Origin of the sequence: Psychrobacter sp. NPDC077938, from assembly GCF_044542635.1 — a bacterium.
In the GTDB taxonomy this organism is placed as follows: Bacteria; Pseudomonadota; Gammaproteobacteria; order Pseudomonadales; family Moraxellaceae; genus Psychrobacter.
This window is the reverse complement of the sequence record NZ_JBITUW010000001.1, coordinates 585,941-607,738: the sequence shown is the minus strand read 5'-3', so window position 1 is coordinate 607,738 and position 21,798 is coordinate 585,941. Positions and strand designations below refer to the sequence as shown.

Genomic DNA, 21,798 nt, shown 5'->3' with positions numbered 1-21,798 from the left:
AGGAGTAGATGCATGGCCGAGCGTGCCGCCAAGCAGTTAGAACTGAACAAATCTGAATTACCCAATTCCATTACTGAAGTGATTGCCACATTGACCCGTGCTGGGTTTGATGCGTATATCGTCGGTGGTGGTGTGCGCGATACTTTATTAGGTCTGCGCCCGAAAGACTTTGATGCCGTCACTGATGCCAAGCCACATGAGATTAAAGATGTCTTTGGTAAGCGCTGCCGCATTATCGGTCGCCGCTTCCAGTTGGCACATGTGTATTCAGGTCGCGAGTTGATTGAAGTTGCTACTTTCCGTGGTCCACCAACCAGTGATGCTAATACCAATCAAGACGGTATGATTCTGCGTGACAATGTTTGGGGCGATATCCAACAAGATTTCTCCCGTCGCGATTTCTCTATTAATGCGCTTTATTATCAACCGCTCAAAGGCATCGTCCATGATTTCTGCGGCGCGCTTGATGATATTGATAACAGAATCATTCGTCTATTGGGCAATGCGCCAGTACGTATCGAAGAAGATCCTGTGCGCTTGTTACGTGCCTTACGTTTCAAAGCCAAGTTAGGTTTTGAGTTTGATGAAGCGTTGTCTGCTCAATTTAATGATGGGAACTGGGCGCTGCTTGAGCAAATATCACCGCATCGTCTCTATGATGAAACGCAAAAGATGTTTACCGGTGGCTATCTAGTACCCCTATTGCCATTATTGTTTGAATCAGGTGCGATTGATAGTCTCATTATCTATCCACCGTCTGAGCCAAGTGCTTTAGTCAATCAGGTAGCTATCAATACTGATAAGCGTATTGCAGCGGGCAAGAGTATCAACCCTGCGTTCTTCTATGCTGCCTTACTGTGGGAAAACTACCTACATCAATTAGCAAAAGCTAAGAAGCGCAATATGCCGTTTGCCGAAGCGCAAATGCATGCTGCTGGTAAAGTCATCGACCGTCAGCGTATCAAAACCGCTATTCCGAAATTTGCTGAGCAATTTATCCGTGATATCTGGATATTGCAGCCAAGACTTGCAGCTCCACGTAGCAAACAAATCGTTCAGCTATCTGAGCATCCACGTTTCCGTGCGGGCTTTGACTTTTTGTTATTGCGTGAGCAATGTGGTGATGCTGAGCATCCGCTATCAGAGTCAACCAACGATATGGGTGACTGGTGGCAGACGTATCAAACCTTGTCTGAACAAGAGCAGCAGCAGGCGATTGATGAATTTGACGAAAATATTCGCCGAGGCGCTTATAAAAAAGGGCAACGTGGTCGCGGACGTAATCGTCAAGAATCAAAAACACAGACTACTGATAACGCAACACCCAATCAGAACAGTACAAAGCAAAATAAAGCCGATGACCGTGCTGAAAAAGGTAGAAATGATCAAACAATGGTAAATGATTCGTCAAATATTCCAGCCCGTCGTCGCCGTGCTGCCAGCCAATCTAAAGCTGGTCGCAATGACAGCGGCAGACACAACGTGCAGCAAGTAGAGCAAGATAATAACGAGCTTGCTCAGCTACAGCAGTTGTCTCTTGCTAATAACAAACAATCGGCAAGTCAACAGGCAAAGCCTAAGCCATTATTTATTATCGAGCATGAGAACGTTGTGCCGCCATTGCAGAAGCAATTGTCAGCCGATGGTACGTCGAAACGTAGTAAAGCGCCTGTACGAAAGCCAGCATCAACCAATCAAAATGCACCAAAACAAGCGGCTAAAGTTGAGCGCGTAGATAGTAGCACTCAGCCGTCTAATACTAATCAGCCAGAAGCTCAAGCGTCAGCTAGTCAGGTTAGACCAGCTCGCTCGATCGCAAGATCACCTGCGCTAGTCAGTATGAATAACGAGCCGATCCCGCATAAGCGTCGCCGTCGTCAACCTACTGTAGATAGTGCGAGCAACATTGAAGCACAAAGCAATAGAGATGCGAAGGGCAGTAATGGCAAAGCACAGCCAGCAGCGAAGTATGTGAAAAAAGCGCCTAAACCTGCAATGGAATCGACTGATAAAAGCGATACTAAAAGTGTAAAGGTAGCAGCTAGCAAGGCAGTAGATAGCAAAGACACTACAAAAACTGCTGCACCTGCGAGAGCCAAGAAATCGGTGAAAGCAACTACTGCAAAGGCTGCTAAAGCGAAGCAAGATACGAATGATCAGATGCCTGCTGTGAAAGTAACTGATAACAAAGGCCCTGTACCATCGAAGCGCCGCCGCCGTCAGCCTAGTACTGAAAGCGTATAATATGGATAACAGTACAGATAATAGTAACTGGGTTACCTGTTATGTGGGCTTGGGTAGCAACCTCGCTAATGAGCTGGGTTCGCCTGCCGATCATTTGCAGCAGGCGCTTGCAGTAATGCGAGCACATGAGCAGGTACGTGAGGTAAGTGTCTCTTCTTTTTACGCTTCAGCACCGATGGGGCCACAAGACCAACCAGATTTTGTCAATGCAGTGGCTGGTTTTGAGACAACGTTTGCTCCTTATGAGTTGCTTGCTTTTTGTCAGCAGTTAGAGAGCATGGCCAAGCGGGCACGTTTGCGCCGTTGGGGTGAACGTAGTCTGGACGTTGATATTTTGCTATACGGTGAAACACAGATTACTGATCCAACACTGACAATACCGCACGCTGGTTTAGGTGATCGCAATTTTGTCTTAATACCACTGCGAGAGTTGGCACCAAATTTAACCATCGCAGGTAAGTTGATAGGTGACTATTCACAAAGTCGCGATTGGACAGGTTTAACATTACTATCAAGCGATTGATTATAAGTAAATGATGCTAGGTAATAGACGATAAATGATTGAGAGATTGGTCTGAGACCTCTCGATCACAGCTAGAATAGTAGCAGTATTGATAATCAAAGGCATTGCAGATTAATTGAGGGTCATATGACGACATTATCTACTCTAAATAAGTTTAAAAAAGACGGTACCAAGTTCACTTGCTTGACCTGTTATGACTCGATGTTTGCACGAATGATGGAAAAGGCCGAAATTGATACGATTTTAATTGGGGATAGCTTGGGCATGGTTGTACAAGGTCATGACTCAACACTACCTGTGACAGTTAATGATATGGCTTATCACACTGCTAATATTGCCCGTAGTAACAAACACGCGTTGATATTGGCTGATCTGCCGTTTATGAGTTATGTGACATTGCCAGAAGCCGTTACTAATAGCCGCACGCTAATGCAAGCAGGGGCGCATGTCATAAAAATCGAAGGTGGTAGTGAGCTGTGTGAATTGGTAACAGCCTTAGCGCAAGCAGGTACACCAACTTGTGTGCATCTTGGTTTGACTCCGCAATCAGTCAACGTGTTTGGTGGTTATAAAATACAAGGTCGCGGCGATGAAGCAGCTGATAAACTGCTTGCCGATGCTAAGGCAGTCGTTGAAGCTGGCGCTGCACTGCTAGTGTTAGAATGTGTGCCAGCTGCGCTTGCAAAAGCCGTTACTGAAGCTGTAGCCGTGCCAGTTATTGGTATTGGTGCTGGAGCCGATACTGATGGTCAGGTATTGGTTATGCACGACATGCTAGGTATGGCGCATGGCCGAGTGCCACGTTTTATCCATGACTTTTTAACAGATGAGCGCAATAGTGCACACAGTATCGAAGGTGCTTTTGGGCTCTATCAGCAGTCAGTACGCGAAGGTAGCTTCCCGACTGAGCAGCACCAATTTAGCTGATTTTGAAGCTATTGAACAACAGAACGTTTGAATAGAAGAAAAGTAATCATGTCTCCAATTATTTATCATGATATCTCGTCACTACGTGAAGCGCTTCAGCCTTATCGTGGTCAGCAAAGTGACAAACAAGGCCGTCAGCAGCGCATTGCGTTAGTACCAACGATGGGTAATCTGCATGACGGTCATCTTGAGCTAGTAAAGATTGCCAAACAGCATGCAGATGTAGTGGTGGTCAGTATCTTCGTTAACCCCACTCAGTTTGGCGTTGGGGAAGATTTTGACAGCTATCCGCGTACACTAGATGCAGATGTGGCTAAGCTTGCGACAGTGAATGCAGATTACGTATTTGCACCTAGCATTGATGCAATGTATCCAGTATTACCACCACCTACTGCTGTATTAGCTGGTGCTGTTGCCAATCAGTTATGTGGTCAATCACGTCCTGGACACTTTGATGGTGTTGGTATTGTTGTCGCTAAACTATTCAATATCTTACAACCAGATGTGGCAGTATTTGGACAAAAAGACTATCAGCAGCTTACTATTATTAAGCAGTTGGTACGTGACTTGAGTTATCCTATTAATATCATTGGTGCGCCTATTGTTCGTGCTGATGATGGCTTAGCGCTATCATCGCGTAATCAATACTTAAGTGCAAATGAGCGTCAAGTTGCCCCTGTATTACATCAAGCATTGCAAGAATTAGCGCAGAGTTTGAAAAGTACGGCTCTTAGTCAGCAAGCATTTGATAAGCTATTAGTAGATACGCGGACACGTATTAGTGACGCAGGTTTTATTATTGATTATCTGGAAGTAAAGACTGAGGAGTTAGGTTCTGTCGTAAGTGACTCTAAAACCTTTAATACAGAGAACAAAAACATCGTTATTTTAGTTGCAGCATGGCTAGGAAAAGCGCGTTTGTTAGACAATCAGTTGGTAGTGGTAAATTAGCTTTTATGACGTAGCAGTAGACTAGATACAATAGACTTGGATGAGTAGATCATGGGTGTAAGTCAGGATCAAAATAGTAATGCGGCAGCAACGATAGCGGATCAGACGTCTACGAATAAGCTCAGTATACTGGTGGTCTCAGGGCGTTCAGGATCTGGTAAAACCTCAGTATTGAATATCTTAGAAGATCTAGGCTATTACTCTATTGATAACTTACCACTGTCTTTGTTACCTAATGCCGCTCATAAACTGGTCAATGAAAGCGGCATTCATCGTATTGCGCTGGGTGTCGATATTCGAACGCCACGTGCTGATTTATCTAACTTTGCAGTGACGTATGCTTCTCTCAAGGAAACTTATGGGTCTCATGCGGTACAAATTTTATATGTGACTGCACAAGAGAGTACGCTGATAGCCCGTTTCAATGCGACACGCCGTGTACATCCGCTAATGTCTCAAGATATTGATAGTGACAATGCTAAGCATATTGCCTTTAATTTACCTGCTGCTATCAAAAAAGAAGTTGAGCTATTAGAGCCAATTGCTGGTCATGCTGATATTAGGATTGATACCAGTAGCCTAAATATTCATCAGTTAAAAGACAGCTTGCGTGAACACATAGGCATGGACAATCAGATTGTCATCAATCTACTGTCTTTCGGTTTTAAATACGGTAGTCCTATTGATGCTGACTTTGTATTCGATGTTAGAATTTTACCGAATCCGCATTGGAACCCTGAGTTACGTGACTCGACAGGTCTGGATACTGAGGTAGGCGCATTCTTCTCAGATTATCCAGAAGTAGCAGAAATGATGGGTGATATTGATAAGTTTTTGACCCGTTGGCTACCAGAGTTTTTGCACAATAATCGTCATACGGTCACGGTTGCCATAGGCTGTACGGGCGGCAAACATCGCTCTGTTTTTATCACTGATCATCTACAACACCGCCTTGCTGAGGCCATGCCTAAAGGCGTGAAGGTATTGGCAAAACACCGCGAAAAAAGTCGTTGGTAATGATATCAGACACTATTTAATTTATTAATTATTATTTTGGAAAGCTTTTATGATCGACTGGAAAGAACAGGACATGCGCGTTTCGCGCACAGAACTCAAAAAAGCCCACGAGCGCTTGCAACAGTTGTCGATACCGCTTGCTAGCTTATCGAAAAAACAGCTAAAAGCCTTACCTGCCAGTGATTATTTTATGGCTGAGCTAATGGCATTGGCTGATATTACTAGTGCCAATGCTCGTAATCGTCAGACCAAACGTGTTGGCAAGCTTATGATTGAAGAGAATCGTCATGAGCTGATAAAGGCACTATTTGATGCCTTTTTTCCTAAAGAGCAAGTCTCAAAAATAGAGAGCTGGTACGAGCGTCTGAATATCAATGATGAAGGTACGCTCAAGCAATTTGTGAAGCAATATAAAGCTTCTGAGCACCACAGTATGTATCAGTTATTATTGTGGATAGAGTATGCCAAACATATGCAAGATGATGAGTTGCTAGCAGAATCTAAAGCAGATTTGGCAAGTTATATTCGTGAAGTGGCTATTTTATCGCAGCTGAAGAAATAATATCTATATACCAAGCTAGAAATCTATTAATTAGAATTTTATTAGTTGAAAGACTAGCAATTAAAAAATGAGTAATTAAAAGACGTATAGCTAAAAGGTTAAGATGCAAAAAAGCCAATCAATATATGATTGGCTTTTTTGTGCACGACATACAAATGTGCTATACGTCATGTGAGTTATTCAAGTACTTATGGCTCGAATTATTTCTTTTCAGCGCGAGTTTTGTCAACTAAATAGTCAACAACTTTAGCGACTTTAGCGTTTTCACCAGTTACCACATATTTGCCTTGTACAACGACAGATGGGACACCAGTGATTTGATAACGCTTGGCGCCTTCTTGAGAACGACCGATTTTTGTGCCAACAGCAAATGAGTTATATAGGCTATTAAATTTCTTTTCATCAACACCTTTTGATGCATACCATTTGCTTAGTGACGCTTGGTCAAACAGTTTTTTACCATCTTTATGGATAGCGTCAAATAATGCGTCATGAGTTTTGCTTTCAAAGCCTAAAAGCTGAGCCGCATAGAAACCGCGAGCATTGGCTTCCCAAACAGGGTTAAGTGCTGCTGGTGTCTTGAAGAATGCAACATCTTTGTCTTTGGTTTTTGCCCATTTTTCCATGTGCGGGTTAAGCGCATTACAATGTGGGCAGCCATACCAAAAGAATTCACGAACAATGATAGCATCACCGCTGATTTTCTCTGGGTTGTCTAGCACACGGTAATCTTTTCCAGCGACATAGTCTGCAGCTTGTGCGCCCATAGAGGCAAGTCCAATGGCCATGGCTAGACCAGTCAGTGTGATGACACGTTTCATACTTTATCCTTGAGGTGTGGAGACTTAGAATGGGTTAAGAGGTTGGTGTCTATATGGTTGTTAAACATGTGACCCTTTAAAATATATAGTTTTTAAAGGGTCTAAACCAGACAGTGTCGAGTATAATCGAACAATAGCAAAGTATCGACTATGATAACGTAAAATGTATGTACTTGTGAATCGCATTCTTAACCGATAGTTGTAAAGCTGTTAGCTATTATTTAAGGTATATTGCTTGTTACTTTCTGAACCTACTGTTTCTCAAACGTCTACTTTATTTCTATGTAAGATTTAAGATAGTCGGAAGTATTAGGATGCGATATTGTCACAAAAGTATTTAGCTCTTCTATATTAAGATACTGCCCAAAAAACAGGGTAAAGTTTAAGCCTATTCACAATCGGTGACGATGTGCTTACGACAAAACTGCTACTCTCATGCTAATATTAAGTACATAATCGTGCACTGTAAACGATAATACGATAGTGACAATCAAGGAACATACCATGAGCTCAGTTTTAAATTCTTCATCAACTTCGAGTGATCAAAATAACAATAGCACTTTCAATAATACAGAGTCTAACACCATCAACGTGGATCCTAGCGAAGTCGAAAAATTTAATAACTTGGCGAGTGAGTGGTGGAGCAACACAGGGGCCTTTGCAACGCTACACGAGATCAATCCATTACGTTTAAACTGGATAGAAGAAAACGTCAAACGTGGCTATCAAAACGCTGCTAATAAAACCGCTGAGCAAGGACTTGCTGGCAAAAAAGTACTCGATGTAGGGTGCGGCGGCGGAATATTGTCAGAATCTATGGCACGCCGCGGTGCTGATGTGACAGGGATTGATTTAGGTACAGAGAACCTAAAGGCTGCAGCATTACATGCGGAGCAAAGCCAGTTAGACAATACGCTACGCTATCAGCATATACCCGTTGAAGAGTTGGCAAAAACGCAGGCTGGTCAGTTTGATGTGGTGACGTGCATGGAGATGCTAGAGCACGTGCCAGATCCTAGCTCGATTGTGCAGGCTTGTTATGAGTTACTGGCTCCTGGCGGTGTCTGTGTACTATCAACGATTAATCGCAATCCTAAATCTTATCTGTTTGCCATCGTTGGTGCAGAGTATGTGCTGCGATTGCTTGATCGTGGTACCCATGACTATGCCAAGTTTATTACGCCAGCTGAATTAGACAAGATTGCACTTAATACTGGATTTGTTCGTCAGGATATTATCGGTTTGCATTATAATCCGCTGACCAAACGCTACTGGCTTGCCCAAAACGTCGATGTTAATTATATGATAGCCGTACAAAAGCCATTGGTTTAATGCTGCACGCAGCCATTTATTTGCCATACTTTCACTAAACACGTCATCAATCTCAAGAGCATTCACTATGACCCAATTTGTAAAAGCTGTTTTATTTGACCTTGATGGGACATTAATCGATACTGCTGCTGATTTTGTTCGTATCATTGGTAAAATGAGTCTCGAAAATGACTGGCAGGCACCGCCTGAAGCGGAAATCCGCGAGCAAGTCTCTGCGGGTGCCTCGGCCATGGTGCAATTGATGCTAAGACATAACGATCAACTCGAAGTCAGCGAGGAAGCGTTGCTTGAGTTTCGTCAGCAGTTCTTAGATGATTATGAAGCAGATATCTGTGTAGATAGCTGCGTGTTTCAGGCGCTTGAAGCGGTACTGACTGAACTTGAAGCAAAAGGTGTGCCGTGGGGTATCGTTACCAACAAGCCACGTTATTTAGCCGAAAAGCTATTAAGTGAGATGCAACTGGATCAACGCTGTGCGGTTTTGGTCTGTCCAGATGATGTATCACGTACCAAACCAGACCCAGAGCCAATGTATATGGCGCTGGAAAAACTGGGTATTCCACGAGGCGCGGCAGGCTGCGTGCTCTATGTCGGTGATCATGTGCGTGATATTGAAGCTGGCAACGCCGCTGGCATGCCAACGATTTTGGCCGCTTATGGATATATTCCACCTGAAGATCAAAAGTCTTTAAAAAAATGGGGCGCCGACTATATTACGGATACGCCTGAGCAGTTAAACAAATTACTGCTATCGTCTGGTAAGTTTGAGTATTTATAGACTGCTATATATCACCAGTTTTTCAACCATAAGCACATATCCTCAACGATTTAATGATAAGTAGTGAGCAATGCCATGAGTGACAATAATAATCAACCAGTCGATCCACAAGACAATAAACAAACTGTTCAAAGTCCTATTCAGCCTTTGACTCATGATGATATTCGTAGCTTTGTACCGTCAAGTAATTGCCTAGATGGTAAGACTATTTTGGTAACAGGAGCGGGGGATGGTATTGGCCGTGTTGCCGCATTGACCTATGCGCGTTATGGAGCCACTGTTTTATTATTAGGACGCACTAGTAGCAAGCTTGAATATGTCTACGATGAGATTGAAAGCCTTGGAGGTAAGCAGCCTGCTATGTTGCCGATGAATCTAGAAGGGGCAACTTACGCTGAAATGCAGCAGCTCGAAGGGCTAATCAATAAAGAAGTCGGCCAGTTAGATGGCATATTGCATAATGCTGGTGTATTAGGACAATTGACGCCGCTTGAGATGTATGACGTCGATACTTTTGCCCAAGTGATGAAAGTCAATTTCACAGCGACTTTTATGCTGACTCAAGCGCTATTGCCGTTATTAAAAGATGCTGATCATGGCTCTGTCGTTTTCACCTCTAGCACTGTAGGTACACATCCTCGCGCATTTTGGGGTGCTTATGCACTTTCCAAACAAGCAGTAGAAGGTATGAGTGATATCTTTACTCAAGAGACTCAGAACACTACCAATCTACGTTTTAACTGCGTTAATCCGGGTGGTACTCGTACCAACATGCGCGCACATGCGTATCCAGGTGAAAACCCTATGAGCTTAAAAACACCTGAGGATATCATGGCAGGCTATGTCTGCCTGATGAGTGATGAAAGCATTGGCGTACGCGGTCAAGTGATTGAGCTACAACCTAAAGATTAGTAGCAAAGTTTTAAGGTGAGTCAAAATAATTACGTCACTCTTTATTGATGGTTTTATACACTATCGCAGGTTGCAATTAACCATAACTAGCCCCATCTATTTGTTATTAAAGACATTTGTATTGTCTAATTATAATGAATAAAAAATAGGATAAGATTATGGCAGGTGGCTGGTCAAGAGATGGTGCTGAGCACGAACAAATGGATGCAACTGTCAATGATGCATTGGAGCGAGCGCGACGTTCGTTACCGACAGGTGTGAGTGCTGAGCTGTGTGACGAATGTGGTAAGCCTATTCCAGAGGCAAGGCGACTGGCAGTGCCCGGTATTCAGCATTGTGTTAGCTGTCAGACGGAGCTTGAACAAGAAGCAAAAGCGGCTGAGCTATTCAATCGTCGTGGCAGTAAAGACAGTCAATTGCGTTAAAAAATAGTTAGGGCGTGTCCTCAATTCAATCGATAGTCGTCTAAATGGGTTAAAAATGGCTAAATCTTGCCAAACGGCGTCAAATAGCTGACTAATATCTCGATATTATCTGCACTATTTTCCTTGTTTGACTGCGATTTATTTCATTTTTATCACCATTTTTAAAATGAGGACACGCCCTAGTTGCGTTGAAAAAAGAAAGGGCGGACATTGCTAGATAAAATAGCAATGTCCGCCCTTTTTTTGTCTGTTGCTATATAACCAGTGCCATCAGTTCGCGATCGCACTCTTCCCAATCTATCAATACTGATGACGCTTTGGCATCATTCTCAGTTTCTGATTTTCCTGTAGCTTTATCGACAGCATGTGTATCGACAGTATTGCCTAATTGCAAAATAATTTCCAATCGACTATCCGTCTGTGGATCAATGGTTTTGGTGGTTAGACTACCAGGGTTAAAATTGATCTGCATCCAGCCATCAGAAGTATGCACCACGCCTTTTATACGTTGCCAGTTTGGCAATGCTAACAACCAATTCTGTAAATCGTCAGCGTTTAGTATGTAGTGTGCAGGTAGTCGCCATCCAGCCAATTGAAAATCTTGCTGATCTTCATGGTAGCGATAGGGGAGATCACTATCAGCACTAGCCTGAGGATTGGCCTGAGCTTCGCTCTCATCGGTAGATGAACTCGATGATGGTAGAGTTGCTAAAGAGTTGGATTGAGACTGTACACCAATCAACGATTTTTTAGGATTAGCAATACTGACTTTTCGTTGATTCGAAATGATATAGCTGGGCTTATTCAGTTGGTCGTTTAAAGTAGACGAGTATGCATCTGCTACAAGTTTGTTTGCTACAAACTTATCTGATGAATGGACGTCTGATGAGCCTGTTGCCTCAGATGCCGTTAGTCCTGATGCTGCCCAAATAATTTTTACTTGTGAATTTAGCTTGGTTATCCATTCTACCAAGACCTGTTTTTCGCTAGTATCTAATTGGGTATAACGATTGATTATCAGCACATCGGCATCGCGGACATGCGCTTGAAAACCATCATGATCACGATACTTACTCTGTTGCCACTGCTCGCCACTCAGTACGGTTATGACCGCATTCATTTTTAGTGCCGTTTGCCAATGTGAAGCACTGAGTTGTAGTATCAGCTCGCGTGGATGTGCCAATCCTGTGGGCTCAATGAGTAATCGCTGCGGATGATGTTCACTGAGCAGGCGACTGATTGCAATCTGTAAGGGCAGCTGACTGGTACAGCAAATACAGCCACCACTAACCTCACGAATGGCGATATTTTTTTGCTCAAGATCGTTATCTTGGGAGCTTGCTAGGAGTGCACCATCAATACCGATACGGCCAAACTCATTGATTAAGAGAGCCCAGCGTTCGTCATTCGGCTTTGTGGCCAGTAATTGATTAATGACGGTGGTTTTGCCAGCACCTAAAAACCCTGTCACTAACGTGCAGGGTATGTTTTGAAAAATAATAGGGTTTTTCACAGGTATGCTCATCATATTGGCACGTGTTTGTGAGTAACCAAACACGGCCTATATTAAAAGAAATTAGATCAGTCAAAAGTTATTCACTTTTGATGGTTTCTACCTCAGCTTCATCAGGAACGAACACATAACCAACGCCCCATACGGTCTGGATATAACGCGCTTGTGAAGGGTTGTCCTCAATCAGGCGACGCAGACGTGATACTTGGACGTCGATAGAACGCTCCATCGCACCCCATTCACGACCACGGGCAAGGTTCATCAACTTATCACGAGTCAATGGCTCACGTGGATGTTGTACGAGCGCTTTTAGTACTGAAAACTCACCTGTCGTCAAAGTGACTACGTTGCCATCACGTTTGAGCGTACGAGTCGATAGATCTAGTGTCCATGGACCAAACTCGACCACTTCCATTTGATGACTTGGCGCACCTGGCAATTCACGGTTTTGACGACGTAGTACAGCTTTAATACGAGCCAATAGCTCTTTTGGGTTAAAAGGCTTGGGCAGATAATCATCTGCACCCGCTTCTAGACCTGCGATACGATCAGCATCGCCACCCTTGGCAGTAAGCATAATGATAGGAATATCTGCATTGTCTTCACGCAGACGCTTACAGATACTGATACCGTCTTCGCCTGGTAGCATCAAATCGAGTACGACTAAAGAGAAAAGCTCACGTTGCATGAGTTTGTCCATCTGACTGCCGTCATGAGCGGTACGAACGACAAAACCGTCGTCTTCTAGGAAGCGTTGCAACAAAGAGCGCAGACGAGCATCGTCATCGACGACTAAAATACGCTGAGTTAACGTGTCAGGGCTGTTGTTATCAGTCATACAGGCATCCTTTTATAAAAATTATTGTTATCAGAAACTACAAGTAAATAGTTATGAGCAAAAACACTGCCACTAATTATCATTATTTAATTATTGGTTACGAATAAGCACTTCATAAAATTAAAAACTATTGTTCAATATGTCAGCACATATCAATATTTGTGTTATTGATACTTTAGTGTATAAGATTGCACCGAGAATTGCATCACCCATGATAATAAATGCTGTATGCGTTTGTTTAACAAGTCCATAGGATGTGTGATATAGAATGATTTGCGTCCTAAAATGCGCAATAAATAACGAAAAGATAAAAAGGATTTTTATTCATGCAGCTTTTGCTATAATGCAAAGCTACATTTCTCAACGATTGATACGTATATGAGTAGCACTGATACCTTAACGTCATCTCAAACCTCGACAAATGCACAGGTTTTAGATGCAACCACACACGCGAATATTCACGACAAGCTTGCTCGCGCGCTTGGCATTAAGACTGCTCAAGTCAATGCGTTTGTCAAACTTTATGATGAAGGCGCGACGGTTCCTTTTATTGCACGTTACCGCAAAGAAAAGACACAGAATCTTGATGATGCGCAGCTGCGTGCTTTAGAGAAGTCGCTTAACTATGAGCGTGACATGGCAACACGTCGACTCAAAATTACTGAGCTGCTAAGCACACAGGGCAATCTGACTGACGAGCTACAGACGCGTGTCGATAACGCGACGTCTAAGCTTGAGCTTGAAGATATCTATCTGCCATATCGTCCGCGTCGTCGTTCACCTGCTGCCAAAGCTCGCGCCGCTGGTCTTGATACTGCTGCCCAAGCGGTCTTGACCCAAGAAACCACCCCGACGGATGCCTTGGCTGATTATCAAGTCCAGTCAAGTATCACTGATGACAGTGGTAATGAAATTGAGGTTGATTTTAGCGATATCGAAAAACAACTCGCTGGCGTACAAGCGATTATCGTTGATGAATGGACACAAGCATTGGGCTTGTTGGACAACTTACGCAGTGGTTTTGCCAAAACTGCCAGTATCGTATCGAGCGTTGCGAGCGAAGAAAAGCGCGAAGTTGGCGAAAAATTCAAAGACTATTTTGAACATAGCGAAAGCCTTGCTCGACTGCCAAATCATCGCTTATTGGCGATGTTACGTGGCCGTCAAGAAAACGTCTTGGGTCTAAAAATTGAAGGCGAAGACGCACCATTTATCGAAAAAATCATCAGTCATTTCGACGTCGATGCCAAAGCACCAGCAGAACGCCGTGAGTTTTTGGCAGCGGCAGCCAGTAGCTTGTGGAAAGACAAATGGCGCCCGCATATTGAGCATCGCCTATTAACTGAAAAGCGCCTAGCCGCAGAGGCGGATGCGATTGATGTGTTCGCTAGCAACTTACAGCATTTGCTAATGTCTGCACCTGCAGGCCCTAAAGTAATCTTAGGTGTCGATCCTGGTATCCGTCATGGCGTAAAAATGGCCATCGTCGATGCGCAAGGTCATGTCATGTCAGATAGCGAAGAGAAGCCTGTCATAGCGACAGTGTATCCGTTCGCACCTGATAATAAGATGGATGAAGCTAAAAAAGTCATCGATGCGTTATTAAGTACTTATAACGTTGATTTGGTCGCTATCGGTAATGGTACGGCAAGTCGCGAAACAGATGCGATGATCAAAGAGATTTTGGCTGCGAACGATGCACTAAAAGCCAAAGCCGTTATCGTTAATGAGTCGGGCGCGTCTGTTTATTCAGCGAGTGAACTTGCTAGTGATGAGCTTGCCAATCTAGACGTTTCTGTACGCGGCGCGGTTTCTATCGCGCGTCGCTTGCAGGATCCATTGTCAGAGCTTGTTAAAGTTGATCCAAAAGCCATTGGCGTTGGTCAATATCAGCATGACGTCAATCAAAACCAGCTTGCAGACAGTCTGGATAAAATAACTCAAGATAGCGTAAATGCCGTTGGCGTGGATGTAAATACAGCCAGCCCAGCTATCTTGGCTCACATCGCAGGTCTTAACCGCAATGTAGCGCAGCAAATTGCCACCTATCGAAAAGAGCACGGTGCATTTGATAGCCGTGAAGCGCTTAAAAACGTCCCACGTCTAGGCGCTAAGACATTTGAGCAAGCAGCTGGTTTCTTGCGTATTCATAATGGTAGCAATCCATTAGATGCCACTGGTGTGCATCCAGAGAGCTATGCATTGGTCGATAGCTTACTCGCACAAGCGGGCAAGCCGTTGTCAGAAGTCATCGGTAATGATAGCGTATTAAATACGATTGATACGACTATACTGGCTGCTAACGATGATAATGTTAGCGTAAAAGCGATTATCGAAGAGCTTGCTAAACCTGCTCGTGATCCTCGTCCTGAGTTTAAAACGGCCAATTTCCGTGATGACGTCAATAGCATCAAAGATTTGAGCGAAGGCATGACGTTAGAAGGGGTAGTCACTAACGTAACGGCCTTTGGTTGTTTCGTTGATGTGGGTGTCCATCAGGATGGTCTGGTACATATCTCGCAGATGGCCAATGATTTTGTCGCCGATCCTATGAACCGTGTCAAACCTGGCGATATCGTATCGGTACGGGTTATCTCTATTGATGAGAAACGTGGTCGTATCGGCTTTAGCATGAAACCTGAATCTGAAAAACCTGTCCGTACGGCTGCCAAGTCTACGACAGCTAGTACAGATGGTGAGAAAACCAGTCGCCCACGCAACAATAATGCAAATAGTGACCGTCCAAATAATAGCCGTCCAGCTGCTGACAAACGTCCGTCTAAGCCACGTGGCAAGCGTCAGGATAAAGACAACGCGAGCAATCGTAGTAAGCCAGTGAAAAATGATAAAGCTGAAGCCCCAAGTAAAATGGGTACACTCGGCGCTTTATTACAAGAAGCTGGTGTGACTAAAACTAAGAAATAAACACTGCTAACAACAGCTAAAATTTATAGTTTGATATAACAAAAAAGGCAGCCCTATGGCTGCCTTTTTATATAAGTAATACGCTTACAAACTAATCAAATAAACTAATTATCTGCTTAGCGTGATACAGCGATACGACGGTTCTCTTTAAACTGTACATTTGCTGGCTGAGTAGCTAATAACTCACCACGCTTGTCTTTTTTCTTTTCTTGTAAGGTACTAGCAGCATCTGCAATTTTATTCTCAGTAGCCGCTTCACCAGCGATTAAAGGCTGATAGTCTGCATTACTGTGTTGCATGTTAGGCGCTTGAGCGTTCTGTACAGGAGCCTGAGCAGTTGTAGCAGTAGTCATTGTTGCCGCATTGGTTGTTGCCTGAGCGTTATTCATCAAAGCTGCATTATCATTGCTTGCTTCATTATCCATATCGTCAGTTTCGTCGTTCATCTCATCTGCTTCGTTACCCATGTCCATATCGACATCAGCAGTAGTTGACGCTTCGACATCTACAGCGCCAGGTTGTGTCGCTAGCAACTCACCATCAGGACCTTCTATTTCGGCTTGCACAGTGCTCTCGACAGCAGCATTACGCATATCTGCTGGCATTAAATCGCTATTGTTAACGGGTGCTGCCATTGCCATAGTTGGTAATACAAGGGTAGCGCCTACGATTAGTGATAAAACATTCTTTTTCATTATAAAACTCCATGATACATAATTAGCAGTAGTTAAAAACGATAACTCATATTTAATGATGAGCTGTTTTTATTTAAAGTTGTCTGTAAATACTGTATGCAAATTATCAACGATGTAGTTTATATTTCAGTAGCAAACTCATTAAGGTTCTAACAGTTTAATGTTTTCTTGTGACGTTATGAAACTGCCATACCTAAAGTCTAGCTAATATTTTAACTTCTAGATTCCCCAAAACTCATTAGTAGCAAAGGTTGATTGTGTTATTACAACTGTTAATAAATGAATCTGCTAATAATAAATATCTACCGACGTTTCTAGTATTGAGAATATGAATATTTGATTGCTCATAGTTGTTATTTTAACTTAGCTGATTGTTATTAATAGTTTTTTGAGTGCTATTTGTCAGTATTACAGAGACTTTCATCAGTAGTTTTTATTTATAATTCAAAACCAGTGTTTAGATAATTATCAGATTTTAGTACATAAGTTTTTTGATAATATACATTTAATTAAACTAATGTTTACATATAATTTTTCTACAATATTTATAAAACGATAGTAGTAATATTGGATTAATGGTTAGTATCATAAAGTATTAAATAATCGGTAAACAGAAACATTGTTCACCAAAAAAATACGTTGTTCTTCATTTAATTTTCGTCTAAATATTTAGAGTAAACTATAAAAAAACCGTATCTCGAAACCAAGATACGGTCATAAAGACATTGAGCCTTTGTTATCATTCAATAGATTAACTATCAATCACTTCAAAGCTAAGACCAGAATGCGCTTCTAAGCGAGTTATTAGCTTATCTCCCATCGCAGATGCTGGTGTCCAGAAACCACCGCCAACGTCCTCTTTGCTGATATCTTGTGCCAGACATAATGCCGCCTGCGAAATCATACGAGAGGTACTGCCATAACCAGGATCTCGATCACCTGTTACTTTAACGGTAATAGTGTCATTTTTGGCCGTTTGTCCAAAGTGACGAATATCAAAGTAGCCGTTCTCTTGCTCGTCCTTAGAAGGGCCTGAGCCAGCTTTTGGTAAAACGTGCTTGGATAGTAACTCGCGACTTGGTTTGATCATCATCGCAGTGGCAAAACCTAGTAAACCTGCGCTCATAGCATAGCTAGACAGTTTTCCTTTGACGCCGTCTTTCATCCACATTGCTTCGTCATATTTAAAATCGCGACCGTATTCATAGCTGAGCAATTGGTTAGTACGATGGACGATACGCGTATTGATGGTTGCCATGACGAACGGTGCTAACCAGCGCTTATGATTACTGTCATATACTGGTTTGCTGACATTGTCCTGACGTACGTTTGGTGCATCAGTATCATCGTTTAACAAGTAAGGGTTGGCCACTTGTTTGCGACGTGCTTTGTCCTCACCAGCTTCTTCAAATATTGATGCCATTGACGCGATAGTACCGCCTGAGATACCACCTTTCGCGGCTTTGACACGCATATGAATGACATTACAGGTCTCGCCGAACTTTTCTTCTGCCTTGGCTTGGGTAAAGTACGCGCCCAAATCTGACGGGATAGAGTCAAAACCACAAGAATTGACGATACGAGCACCGCTTTGCTTGGCAGTGTCTTGGTACTTGTCCATCATATCTTTAATGAAAATAGCCTCACCAGTAAGATCGACATAATCTGTACCGTTTTCAGCACAAGATTTGATCAGTGGCTCACCATATTTCAGATATGGGCCTACAGTAGAGATGATGACTTGAGTTTGCTTTGTCATCTTATCAAGGCTGTCAGCATCGTTACTGTTGGCAATAATAATGTCTACCTTGCTCTCAAGTTTGGCCTGTAGCTTGTTGAGCTTGTCTTCATCGCGGCCTGCGATCGCCCATGATACATTTGAGCCATCTTCGTTCTTATTATTTGATAAAAAATTGGTTAAATAGTGGGCAGTGATCTGACCGACGAAACTTGTCGCACCATATAGAACAACTGCATAAGGGCGTGTGTCGCCGCTGGTTTTTTGTGTAGGGGTTTCAGTATCCGTATTAGTATCCATATGTATTGTCCTTAATAGATTTGAGAATAGGTGGATAGTAAACTATAAACCAAGTCGTTTGATTAGGTTAGGGGTTTGTGAGGTCGCTACAGTTTATAGTTTGCAGCCTACCTCCCATACAACATTGCATATAACGTTAGAAATTTAAAATAGTTCTGCATACAGCTAGAGAAATAGAGTCCAGTAAAAAAGCATGTAGTCTAAGAATTCTCAGTTAAATAAAGCTGTATTCAGAAATATAATTCTATTTTGAAAATATCATCTATTAAAGAAAAAGAGGTATGAGACATTAACAGTTACTACAAACTTTACATAACCTACCGATATTATTACTAAAATGAACGTTTTTTAGAGACGAACATTGCTAATCTATACACGTAAACAGTAATAACTAGCATTATATAAAAACAAGTTAAATGGATGCTATATAAACTCTAATATCTGTTTTTTACCATTATTTGAGGAGAAGATTATGTTTCGTTGGGCTATTATTTTTGCAGTGATCGCATTATTAGCGAGTTTCCTAGGTTTTGGCGGTGTCGCAGGTTTGTCTGCTAATTTGGCATACATTTTCTTAGCAGTTGCGGTGATTTTGTTTATCGTTGCCTTTGTCAGTCGTAAAATGTAAATACAGCTTATCGTTGTAAACACCTACTACAAAAAAGACCCTCAATTGAGGGTCTTTTTTTGTCTGTTTCAGATAAAATAATCGGTACAGCGCCAGACTAATCGGCATCAAGGCATACATTGTAGACTTGCGATTATAACCGTTTTGGCTGAATAATATGCTCCATGCGCTTGGCTAAACGAATATCCAGACTAGATATACCGCCTGTATCGTGGTTGGTTAAACGAACTTCTACGATATTATAGGTGTTACGCCATTCAGGATGATGTTCAAGCGCTTCAGCATGAAATGCCGCTTGATTCATAAAGCTCATAGCTTCGATAAAATCGCTGAAATGATATGTCTTGACGATGCTATTGCCGTCACGCTGCCAGCCAGCAAGCTCTTCTAGCTGTAGCTTGATTTGTTTGTCAGATAAACTACTCATATTAATAACCTTTATTGTTATGTCGAATTGGTTTATTAAAAGTGGTGTTGGGGTATGTCTCCTATGCTGAATAAATATCTACATATTTTTCTGCTTCGCCCGATGTCACTTAACTGAGTCTCGTTAACGAATTGATTAAGTCTAATTACTTAGCCAGTTAAATCAAATCTTGATACTCAGGATTTTTGCTAATGTATGACGCGACAAATGAGCATTGCGGTATCACTTTTTTGTTTTGCTCACGTGCATAATTCAATGCGTGCTTTACCAGTGCTGAACCAACGCCTTGACCGCCTAATTGCTGCGGTACGATAGTATGATCGTAGACCAACTTGTCAGCACTTTCCTGATAGCTAATATAACCTGTCTGCCCATTGACAGATGTCTCAAAGCGGTTCGCTGCTTGATTATGAACAATTTCTAGATTTGGTTTAGAAGTTTGGTTACTCATTAATATACTCCATTTTTTATTATCGAATTTTTATTATGAACTAAATGTTTTATTAATTTTGATAGTGCCAGTTTAGTATGTAGGTTTGATGCTTAACAATCTAGACGCTTACCGTAATGGTTGATAAGACGACTGTTAACGTCATCTATGTTTGTTGTCCTACCTTATCATGGTCGTATCTGGTTGCAAATCTGAATATGTCACCATGCATAGGATATGGCTTTACGAACGACTGGAGGTAAAAAGCGAGTGAGACCACTAGTATTTTCTATCGCTAATTTATCTTCTATTTTGTCTTCTAAATCGTTCGCTGACCTATCATCTTTAAGAGTAGTACTATCTGCATTTTCCGTTGATTGCATATAGGCTTGCCATTCTTTTTCACTAGGTTTGCTAAAGTGATAAATACGTCCCAGTACTTGCTTTAGTTGTGTGCCAAAGCGGCCAGTGTTGTAGCTTAAATCATACTTACGGCATATGGCCTGTACCTGCGGTGCAATCTTTGCATAGTGGCCAGCTGGCATATCAGGAAATATATGATGCTCAATTTGATGAGACAAATTACCTGTCAAAAGGTGAAACCATTTGCTGCCTTTGATATTGCTAGAGCCAAGGATTTGGCGTACATACCAATCGCCTTTACTTTCATTGGCATCAAGTTGGGTATAGATATGCGCTTGCTCAGTGAAATGGCCGCAAAAAATCACCGCCCACGTCCATAGATTTCGGACAGTGTTGGCAGTCATGTTACCGCTCAGCGTACTAAAGGCGCTACGACGACCTAGTGTCAGCGCTACTACAGATGGCAGTGCGATATAGTCTTTGCCTATTTGCCGTCCAATTTTGGCAAATAAGGCGCGAGACTTTTGTTGCATGATTTTGTGCAGATCAGGGGAGTCGGCGTATTCATCTGCACTGATTTGGATGTCATGAAAGGCTACCGCCCATTCAAAGCCAAATGCCAGTACCGCTGTACTAAACATATTGTAGCGATCTTCTGGCGTCCAAGGCTGCTCGTCAGTCACTCGAATCAAGTGATAGCCTACGTCATGATCACGACCAACGATATTGGTAAAAGTATGATGTAGATAATTATGAGAGTGTTGCCATAATGGAGCAGGGCAGACAATATCCCAGTCGAATTTTTGACTATTAAGGTGCGGGTGTTGCATCCAGTCATATTGACCATGCATGACGTTATGACCCAGCTCCATATTGTTCAATATTTTGCTAAAGCTAAGTAAAGACGTACCTAGTAGCCAAGTAGCGACCAGACTGCGTTTCGATGGCATACGCCCAGCCGCTGCAAGTAGACCACGGGCGATAATTTCACTATATACCACGGCGGCATATATCCGCTGTATGTAGCGTGCATCCTTACTACCTAGCGAGTCCATAACGCTTTTATACAGGGCATTGAGCTCTGCAGCTAAAGCATCACTTTGAAGCTTTGATAAAGGTGCGCCAGTTACTGTTGGGTAGCGAGTCCGTGTTGACGTGTCTGGCTGATCGCTATCATTGATTGCTTCATCATTAAGCTGCGTGTAAGGCGTTTGCGGCGTCAAAGGTAAAGGCGCGTGTTTTACTAGCTGTGCATCGGACAAAGGCGTCAAGATAGGCACAGCAGATTGTGGCGTAGTAACGGGTGGTAATAAGCGCATAAATAAATCCTTAACCGAAACGGCATGAATAAGCAGCACTGCATCCGGTTTGATAAGTTATCTGAGTTGTAGCCTATAAAGTAACGTTTGTCTTTTATTTCTCATAGGTTGTCTAGCATATGCTTTCTAT

General features: G+C 42.6%; 20 protein-coding genes. 12 read left to right on the top strand and 8 right to left on the bottom strand.

Annotated features, from left to right (window positions below; genetic code table 11):
- Positions 1–12 precede the first annotated feature (12 nt).
- The 6 genes from pcnB (at position 13) to yjgA (ending at position 6,224) form a co-directional block, all read left to right on the top strand.
- Complete coding sequence (gene pcnB, locus ACIGBM_RS02600) at positions 13–2,244, top strand: polynucleotide adenylyltransferase PcnB (RefSeq protein ID WP_397476653.1); 2,232 nt, start codon at positions 13–15, stop codon at positions 2,242–2,244.
- A 1-nt stretch (position 2,245) separates the two neighbouring features.
- Positions 2,246–2,767 (top strand): 2-amino-4-hydroxy-6-hydroxymethyldihydropteridine diphosphokinase, encoded by a 522-nt coding sequence (gene folK / locus ACIGBM_RS02595; protein ID WP_397476652.1) that lies wholly within the window; start codon positions 2,246–2,248, stop codon positions 2,765–2,767.
- Between the two features lie 126 nt (positions 2,768–2,893).
- Positions 2,894–3,694, top strand: coding sequence for a 3-methyl-2-oxobutanoate hydroxymethyltransferase (panB, locus tag ACIGBM_RS02590; protein ID WP_397476651.1), 801 nt, complete (start codon positions 2,894–2,896; stop codon positions 3,692–3,694).
- A 48-nt stretch (positions 3,695–3,742) separates the two neighbouring features.
- Positions 3,743–4,645 carry a pantoate--beta-alanine ligase gene (gene panC / locus ACIGBM_RS02585; protein ID WP_397476650.1) on the top strand — a complete coding sequence of 301 codons (903 nt, stop codon included), beginning with the start codon at positions 3,743–3,745 and terminating at the stop codon, positions 4,643–4,645.
- Between the two features lie 51 nt (positions 4,646–4,696).
- Entirely contained in the window at positions 4,697–5,662 is a 966-nt protein-coding gene (gene rapZ / locus ACIGBM_RS02580) for an RNase adapter RapZ (RefSeq protein WP_397476649.1), read from the top strand.
- Between the two features lie 49 nt (positions 5,663–5,711).
- Positions 5,712–6,224 carry a ribosome biogenesis factor YjgA gene (gene yjgA / locus ACIGBM_RS02575; RefSeq protein WP_057757930.1) on the top strand — a complete coding sequence of 171 codons (513 nt, stop codon included), beginning with the start codon at positions 5,712–5,714 and terminating at the stop codon, positions 6,222–6,224.
- Positions 6,225–6,424: 200 nt separating this feature from the next.
- Here the strand turns inward: yjgA and ACIGBM_RS02570 are convergent, their stop codons facing one another.
- Positions 6,425–7,045 carry a thiol:disulfide interchange protein DsbA/DsbL gene (locus ACIGBM_RS02570; protein ID WP_057757933.1) on the bottom strand — a complete coding sequence of 207 codons (621 nt, stop codon included), beginning with the start codon at positions 7,043–7,045 and terminating at the stop codon, positions 6,425–6,427.
- Positions 7,046–7,549: 504 nt separating this feature from the next.
- On the opposite strand from ACIGBM_RS02570, the gene ubiG reads away from it, so the two are divergent.
- The 4 genes from ubiG to ACIGBM_RS02550 all read left to right on the top strand — a co-directional run bounded on the left by ubiG (position 7,550) and on the right by ACIGBM_RS02550 (position 10,492).
- Positions 7,550–8,377: a bifunctional 2-polyprenyl-6-hydroxyphenol methylase/3-demethylubiquinol 3-O-methyltransferase UbiG gene (gene ubiG / locus ACIGBM_RS02565; protein WP_397476648.1), complete on the top strand. Its 828-nt coding sequence runs from the start codon at positions 7,550–7,552 to the stop codon at positions 8,375–8,377.
- A gap of 67 nt (positions 8,378–8,444) precedes the next feature.
- Positions 8,445–9,155, top strand: a complete 711-nt coding sequence (locus ACIGBM_RS02560; protein ID WP_101204604.1) for an HAD family hydrolase — start codon at positions 8,445–8,447, stop codon at positions 9,153–9,155.
- Between the two features lie 75 nt (positions 9,156–9,230).
- The gene (locus tag ACIGBM_RS02555; protein WP_397476647.1) at positions 9,231–10,067 is read left to right on the top strand and encodes a YciK family oxidoreductase; all 837 of its coding nucleotides are present in this window, start codon (positions 9,231–9,233) and stop codon (positions 10,065–10,067) included.
- 158 nt (positions 10,068–10,225) lie between these two features.
- Entirely contained in the window at positions 10,226–10,492 is a 267-nt protein-coding gene (locus ACIGBM_RS02550; RefSeq protein ID WP_101204603.1) for a DksA/TraR family C4-type zinc finger protein, read from the top strand.
- Positions 10,493–10,745: 253 nt separating this feature from the next.
- Here the strand turns inward: ACIGBM_RS02550 and ACIGBM_RS02545 are convergent, their stop codons facing one another.
- Both ACIGBM_RS02545 and ompR read right to left on the bottom strand, forming a co-directional pair.
- On the bottom strand, positions 10,746–12,020 hold the full coding sequence (locus tag ACIGBM_RS02545; RefSeq protein ID WP_397476646.1) for a CobW family GTP-binding protein: 1,275 nt from the start codon (positions 12,018–12,020) through the stop codon (positions 10,746–10,748).
- Between the two features lie 64 nt (positions 12,021–12,084).
- Positions 12,085–12,843, bottom strand: a complete 759-nt coding sequence (ompR, locus tag ACIGBM_RS02540; protein WP_057757943.1) for a two-component system response regulator OmpR — start codon at positions 12,841–12,843, stop codon at positions 12,085–12,087.
- 378 nt (positions 12,844–13,221) lie between these two features.
- Here ompR and ACIGBM_RS02535 point away from each other — a divergent pair, with 378 nt between their 5' ends.
- Positions 13,222–15,768: a Tex family protein gene (locus ACIGBM_RS02535; protein ID WP_397476645.1), complete on the top strand. Its 2,547-nt coding sequence runs from the start codon at positions 13,222–13,224 to the stop codon at positions 15,766–15,768.
- 116 nt (positions 15,769–15,884) lie between these two features.
- On the opposite strand, the gene ACIGBM_RS02530 is transcribed toward ACIGBM_RS02535, so the two are convergent.
- Both ACIGBM_RS02530 and ACIGBM_RS02525 read right to left on the bottom strand, forming a co-directional pair.
- A complete protein-coding gene (locus ACIGBM_RS02530) occupies positions 15,885–16,463 on the bottom strand; it encodes a hypothetical protein (RefSeq protein ID WP_397476644.1) in 579 nt (192 codons plus the stop codon).
- A 751-nt stretch (positions 16,464–17,214) separates the two neighbouring features.
- Complete coding sequence (locus ACIGBM_RS02525; RefSeq protein WP_397476643.1) at positions 17,215–18,501, bottom strand: saccharopine dehydrogenase family protein; 1,287 nt, start codon at positions 18,499–18,501, stop codon at positions 17,215–17,217.
- A 472-nt stretch (positions 18,502–18,973) separates the two neighbouring features.
- Here ACIGBM_RS02525 and ACIGBM_RS02520 point away from each other — a divergent pair, with 472 nt between their 5' ends.
- On the top strand, positions 18,974–19,129 hold the full coding sequence (locus tag ACIGBM_RS02520; protein WP_082624527.1) for a DUF1328 domain-containing protein: 156 nt from the start codon (positions 18,974–18,976) through the stop codon (positions 19,127–19,129).
- Between the two features lie 133 nt (positions 19,130–19,262).
- On the opposite strand, the gene ACIGBM_RS02515 is transcribed toward ACIGBM_RS02520, so the two are convergent.
- The 3 genes from ACIGBM_RS02515 to ACIGBM_RS02505 all read right to left on the bottom strand — a co-directional run bounded on the left by ACIGBM_RS02515 (position 19,263) and on the right by ACIGBM_RS02505 (position 21,668).
- Complete coding sequence (locus ACIGBM_RS02515; RefSeq protein ID WP_397476642.1) at positions 19,263–19,556, bottom strand: 4a-hydroxytetrahydrobiopterin dehydratase; 294 nt, start codon at positions 19,554–19,556, stop codon at positions 19,263–19,265.
- A 157-nt stretch (positions 19,557–19,713) separates the two neighbouring features.
- A complete protein-coding gene (locus ACIGBM_RS02510; RefSeq protein WP_397476641.1) occupies positions 19,714–20,007 on the bottom strand; it encodes a GNAT family N-acetyltransferase in 294 nt (97 codons plus the stop codon).
- Positions 20,008–20,207: 200 nt separating this feature from the next.
- Entirely contained in the window at positions 20,208–21,668 is a 1,461-nt protein-coding gene (locus tag ACIGBM_RS02505; protein ID WP_397476640.1) for a fatty acid desaturase family protein, read from the bottom strand.
- Between the last annotated feature and the right edge of the window lie 130 nt (positions 21,669–21,798).

Excerpts from the sequence above, each read along its gene's own strand:
- pcnB (WP_397476653.1), top strand. The coding sequence starts at position 13 with ATGGCCGAGCGTGCCGCCAAGCAGTTAGAACTGAACAAATCTGAATTA.
- folK (WP_397476652.1), top strand. The coding sequence starts at position 2,246 with ATGGATAACAGTACAGATAATAGTAACTGGGTTACCTGTTATGTGGGC.
- panB (WP_397476651.1), top strand. The coding sequence starts at position 2,894 with ATGACGACATTATCTACTCTAAATAAGTTTAAAAAAGACGGTACCAAG.
- panC (WP_397476650.1), top strand. The coding sequence starts at position 3,743 with ATGTCTCCAATTATTTATCATGATATCTCGTCACTACGTGAAGCGCTT.
- rapZ (WP_397476649.1), top strand. The coding sequence starts at position 4,697 with ATGGGTGTAAGTCAGGATCAAAATAGTAATGCGGCAGCAACGATAGCG.
- yjgA (WP_057757930.1), top strand. The coding sequence starts at position 5,712 with ATGATCGACTGGAAAGAACAGGACATGCGCGTTTCGCGCACAGAACTC.
- ACIGBM_RS02570 (WP_057757933.1), bottom strand. The coding sequence starts at position 7,045 with ATGAAACGTGTCATCACACTGACTGGTCTAGCCATGGCCATTGGACTT.
- ubiG (WP_397476648.1), top strand. The coding sequence starts at position 7,550 with ATGAGCTCAGTTTTAAATTCTTCATCAACTTCGAGTGATCAAAATAAC.
- ACIGBM_RS02560 (WP_101204604.1), top strand. The coding sequence starts at position 8,445 with ATGACCCAATTTGTAAAAGCTGTTTTATTTGACCTTGATGGGACATTA.
- ACIGBM_RS02555 (WP_397476647.1), top strand. The coding sequence starts at position 9,231 with ATGAGTGACAATAATAATCAACCAGTCGATCCACAAGACAATAAACAA.
- ACIGBM_RS02550 (WP_101204603.1), top strand. The coding sequence starts at position 10,226 with ATGGCAGGTGGCTGGTCAAGAGATGGTGCTGAGCACGAACAAATGGAT.
- ACIGBM_RS02545 (WP_397476646.1), bottom strand. The coding sequence starts at position 12,020 with ATGATGAGCATACCTGTGAAAAACCCTATTATTTTTCAAAACATACCC.
- ompR (WP_057757943.1), bottom strand. The coding sequence starts at position 12,843 with ATGACTGATAACAACAGCCCTGACACGTTAACTCAGCGTATTTTAGTC.
- ACIGBM_RS02535 (WP_397476645.1), top strand. The coding sequence starts at position 13,222 with ATGAGTAGCACTGATACCTTAACGTCATCTCAAACCTCGACAAATGCA.
- ACIGBM_RS02530 (WP_397476644.1), bottom strand. The coding sequence starts at position 16,463 with ATGAAAAAGAATGTTTTATCACTAATCGTAGGCGCTACCCTTGTATTA.
- ACIGBM_RS02525 (WP_397476643.1), bottom strand. The coding sequence starts at position 18,501 with ATGGATACTAATACGGATACTGAAACCCCTACACAAAAAACCAGCGGC.
- ACIGBM_RS02520 (WP_082624527.1), top strand. The coding sequence starts at position 18,974 with ATGTTTCGTTGGGCTATTATTTTTGCAGTGATCGCATTATTAGCGAGT.
- ACIGBM_RS02515 (WP_397476642.1), bottom strand. The coding sequence starts at position 19,556 with ATGAGTAGTTTATCTGACAAACAAATCAAGCTACAGCTAGAAGAGCTT.
- ACIGBM_RS02510 (WP_397476641.1), bottom strand. The coding sequence starts at position 20,007 with ATGAGTAACCAAACTTCTAAACCAAATCTAGAAATTGTTCATAATCAA.
- ACIGBM_RS02505 (WP_397476640.1), bottom strand. The coding sequence starts at position 21,668 with ATGCGCTTATTACCACCCGTTACTACGCCACAATCTGCTGTGCCTATC.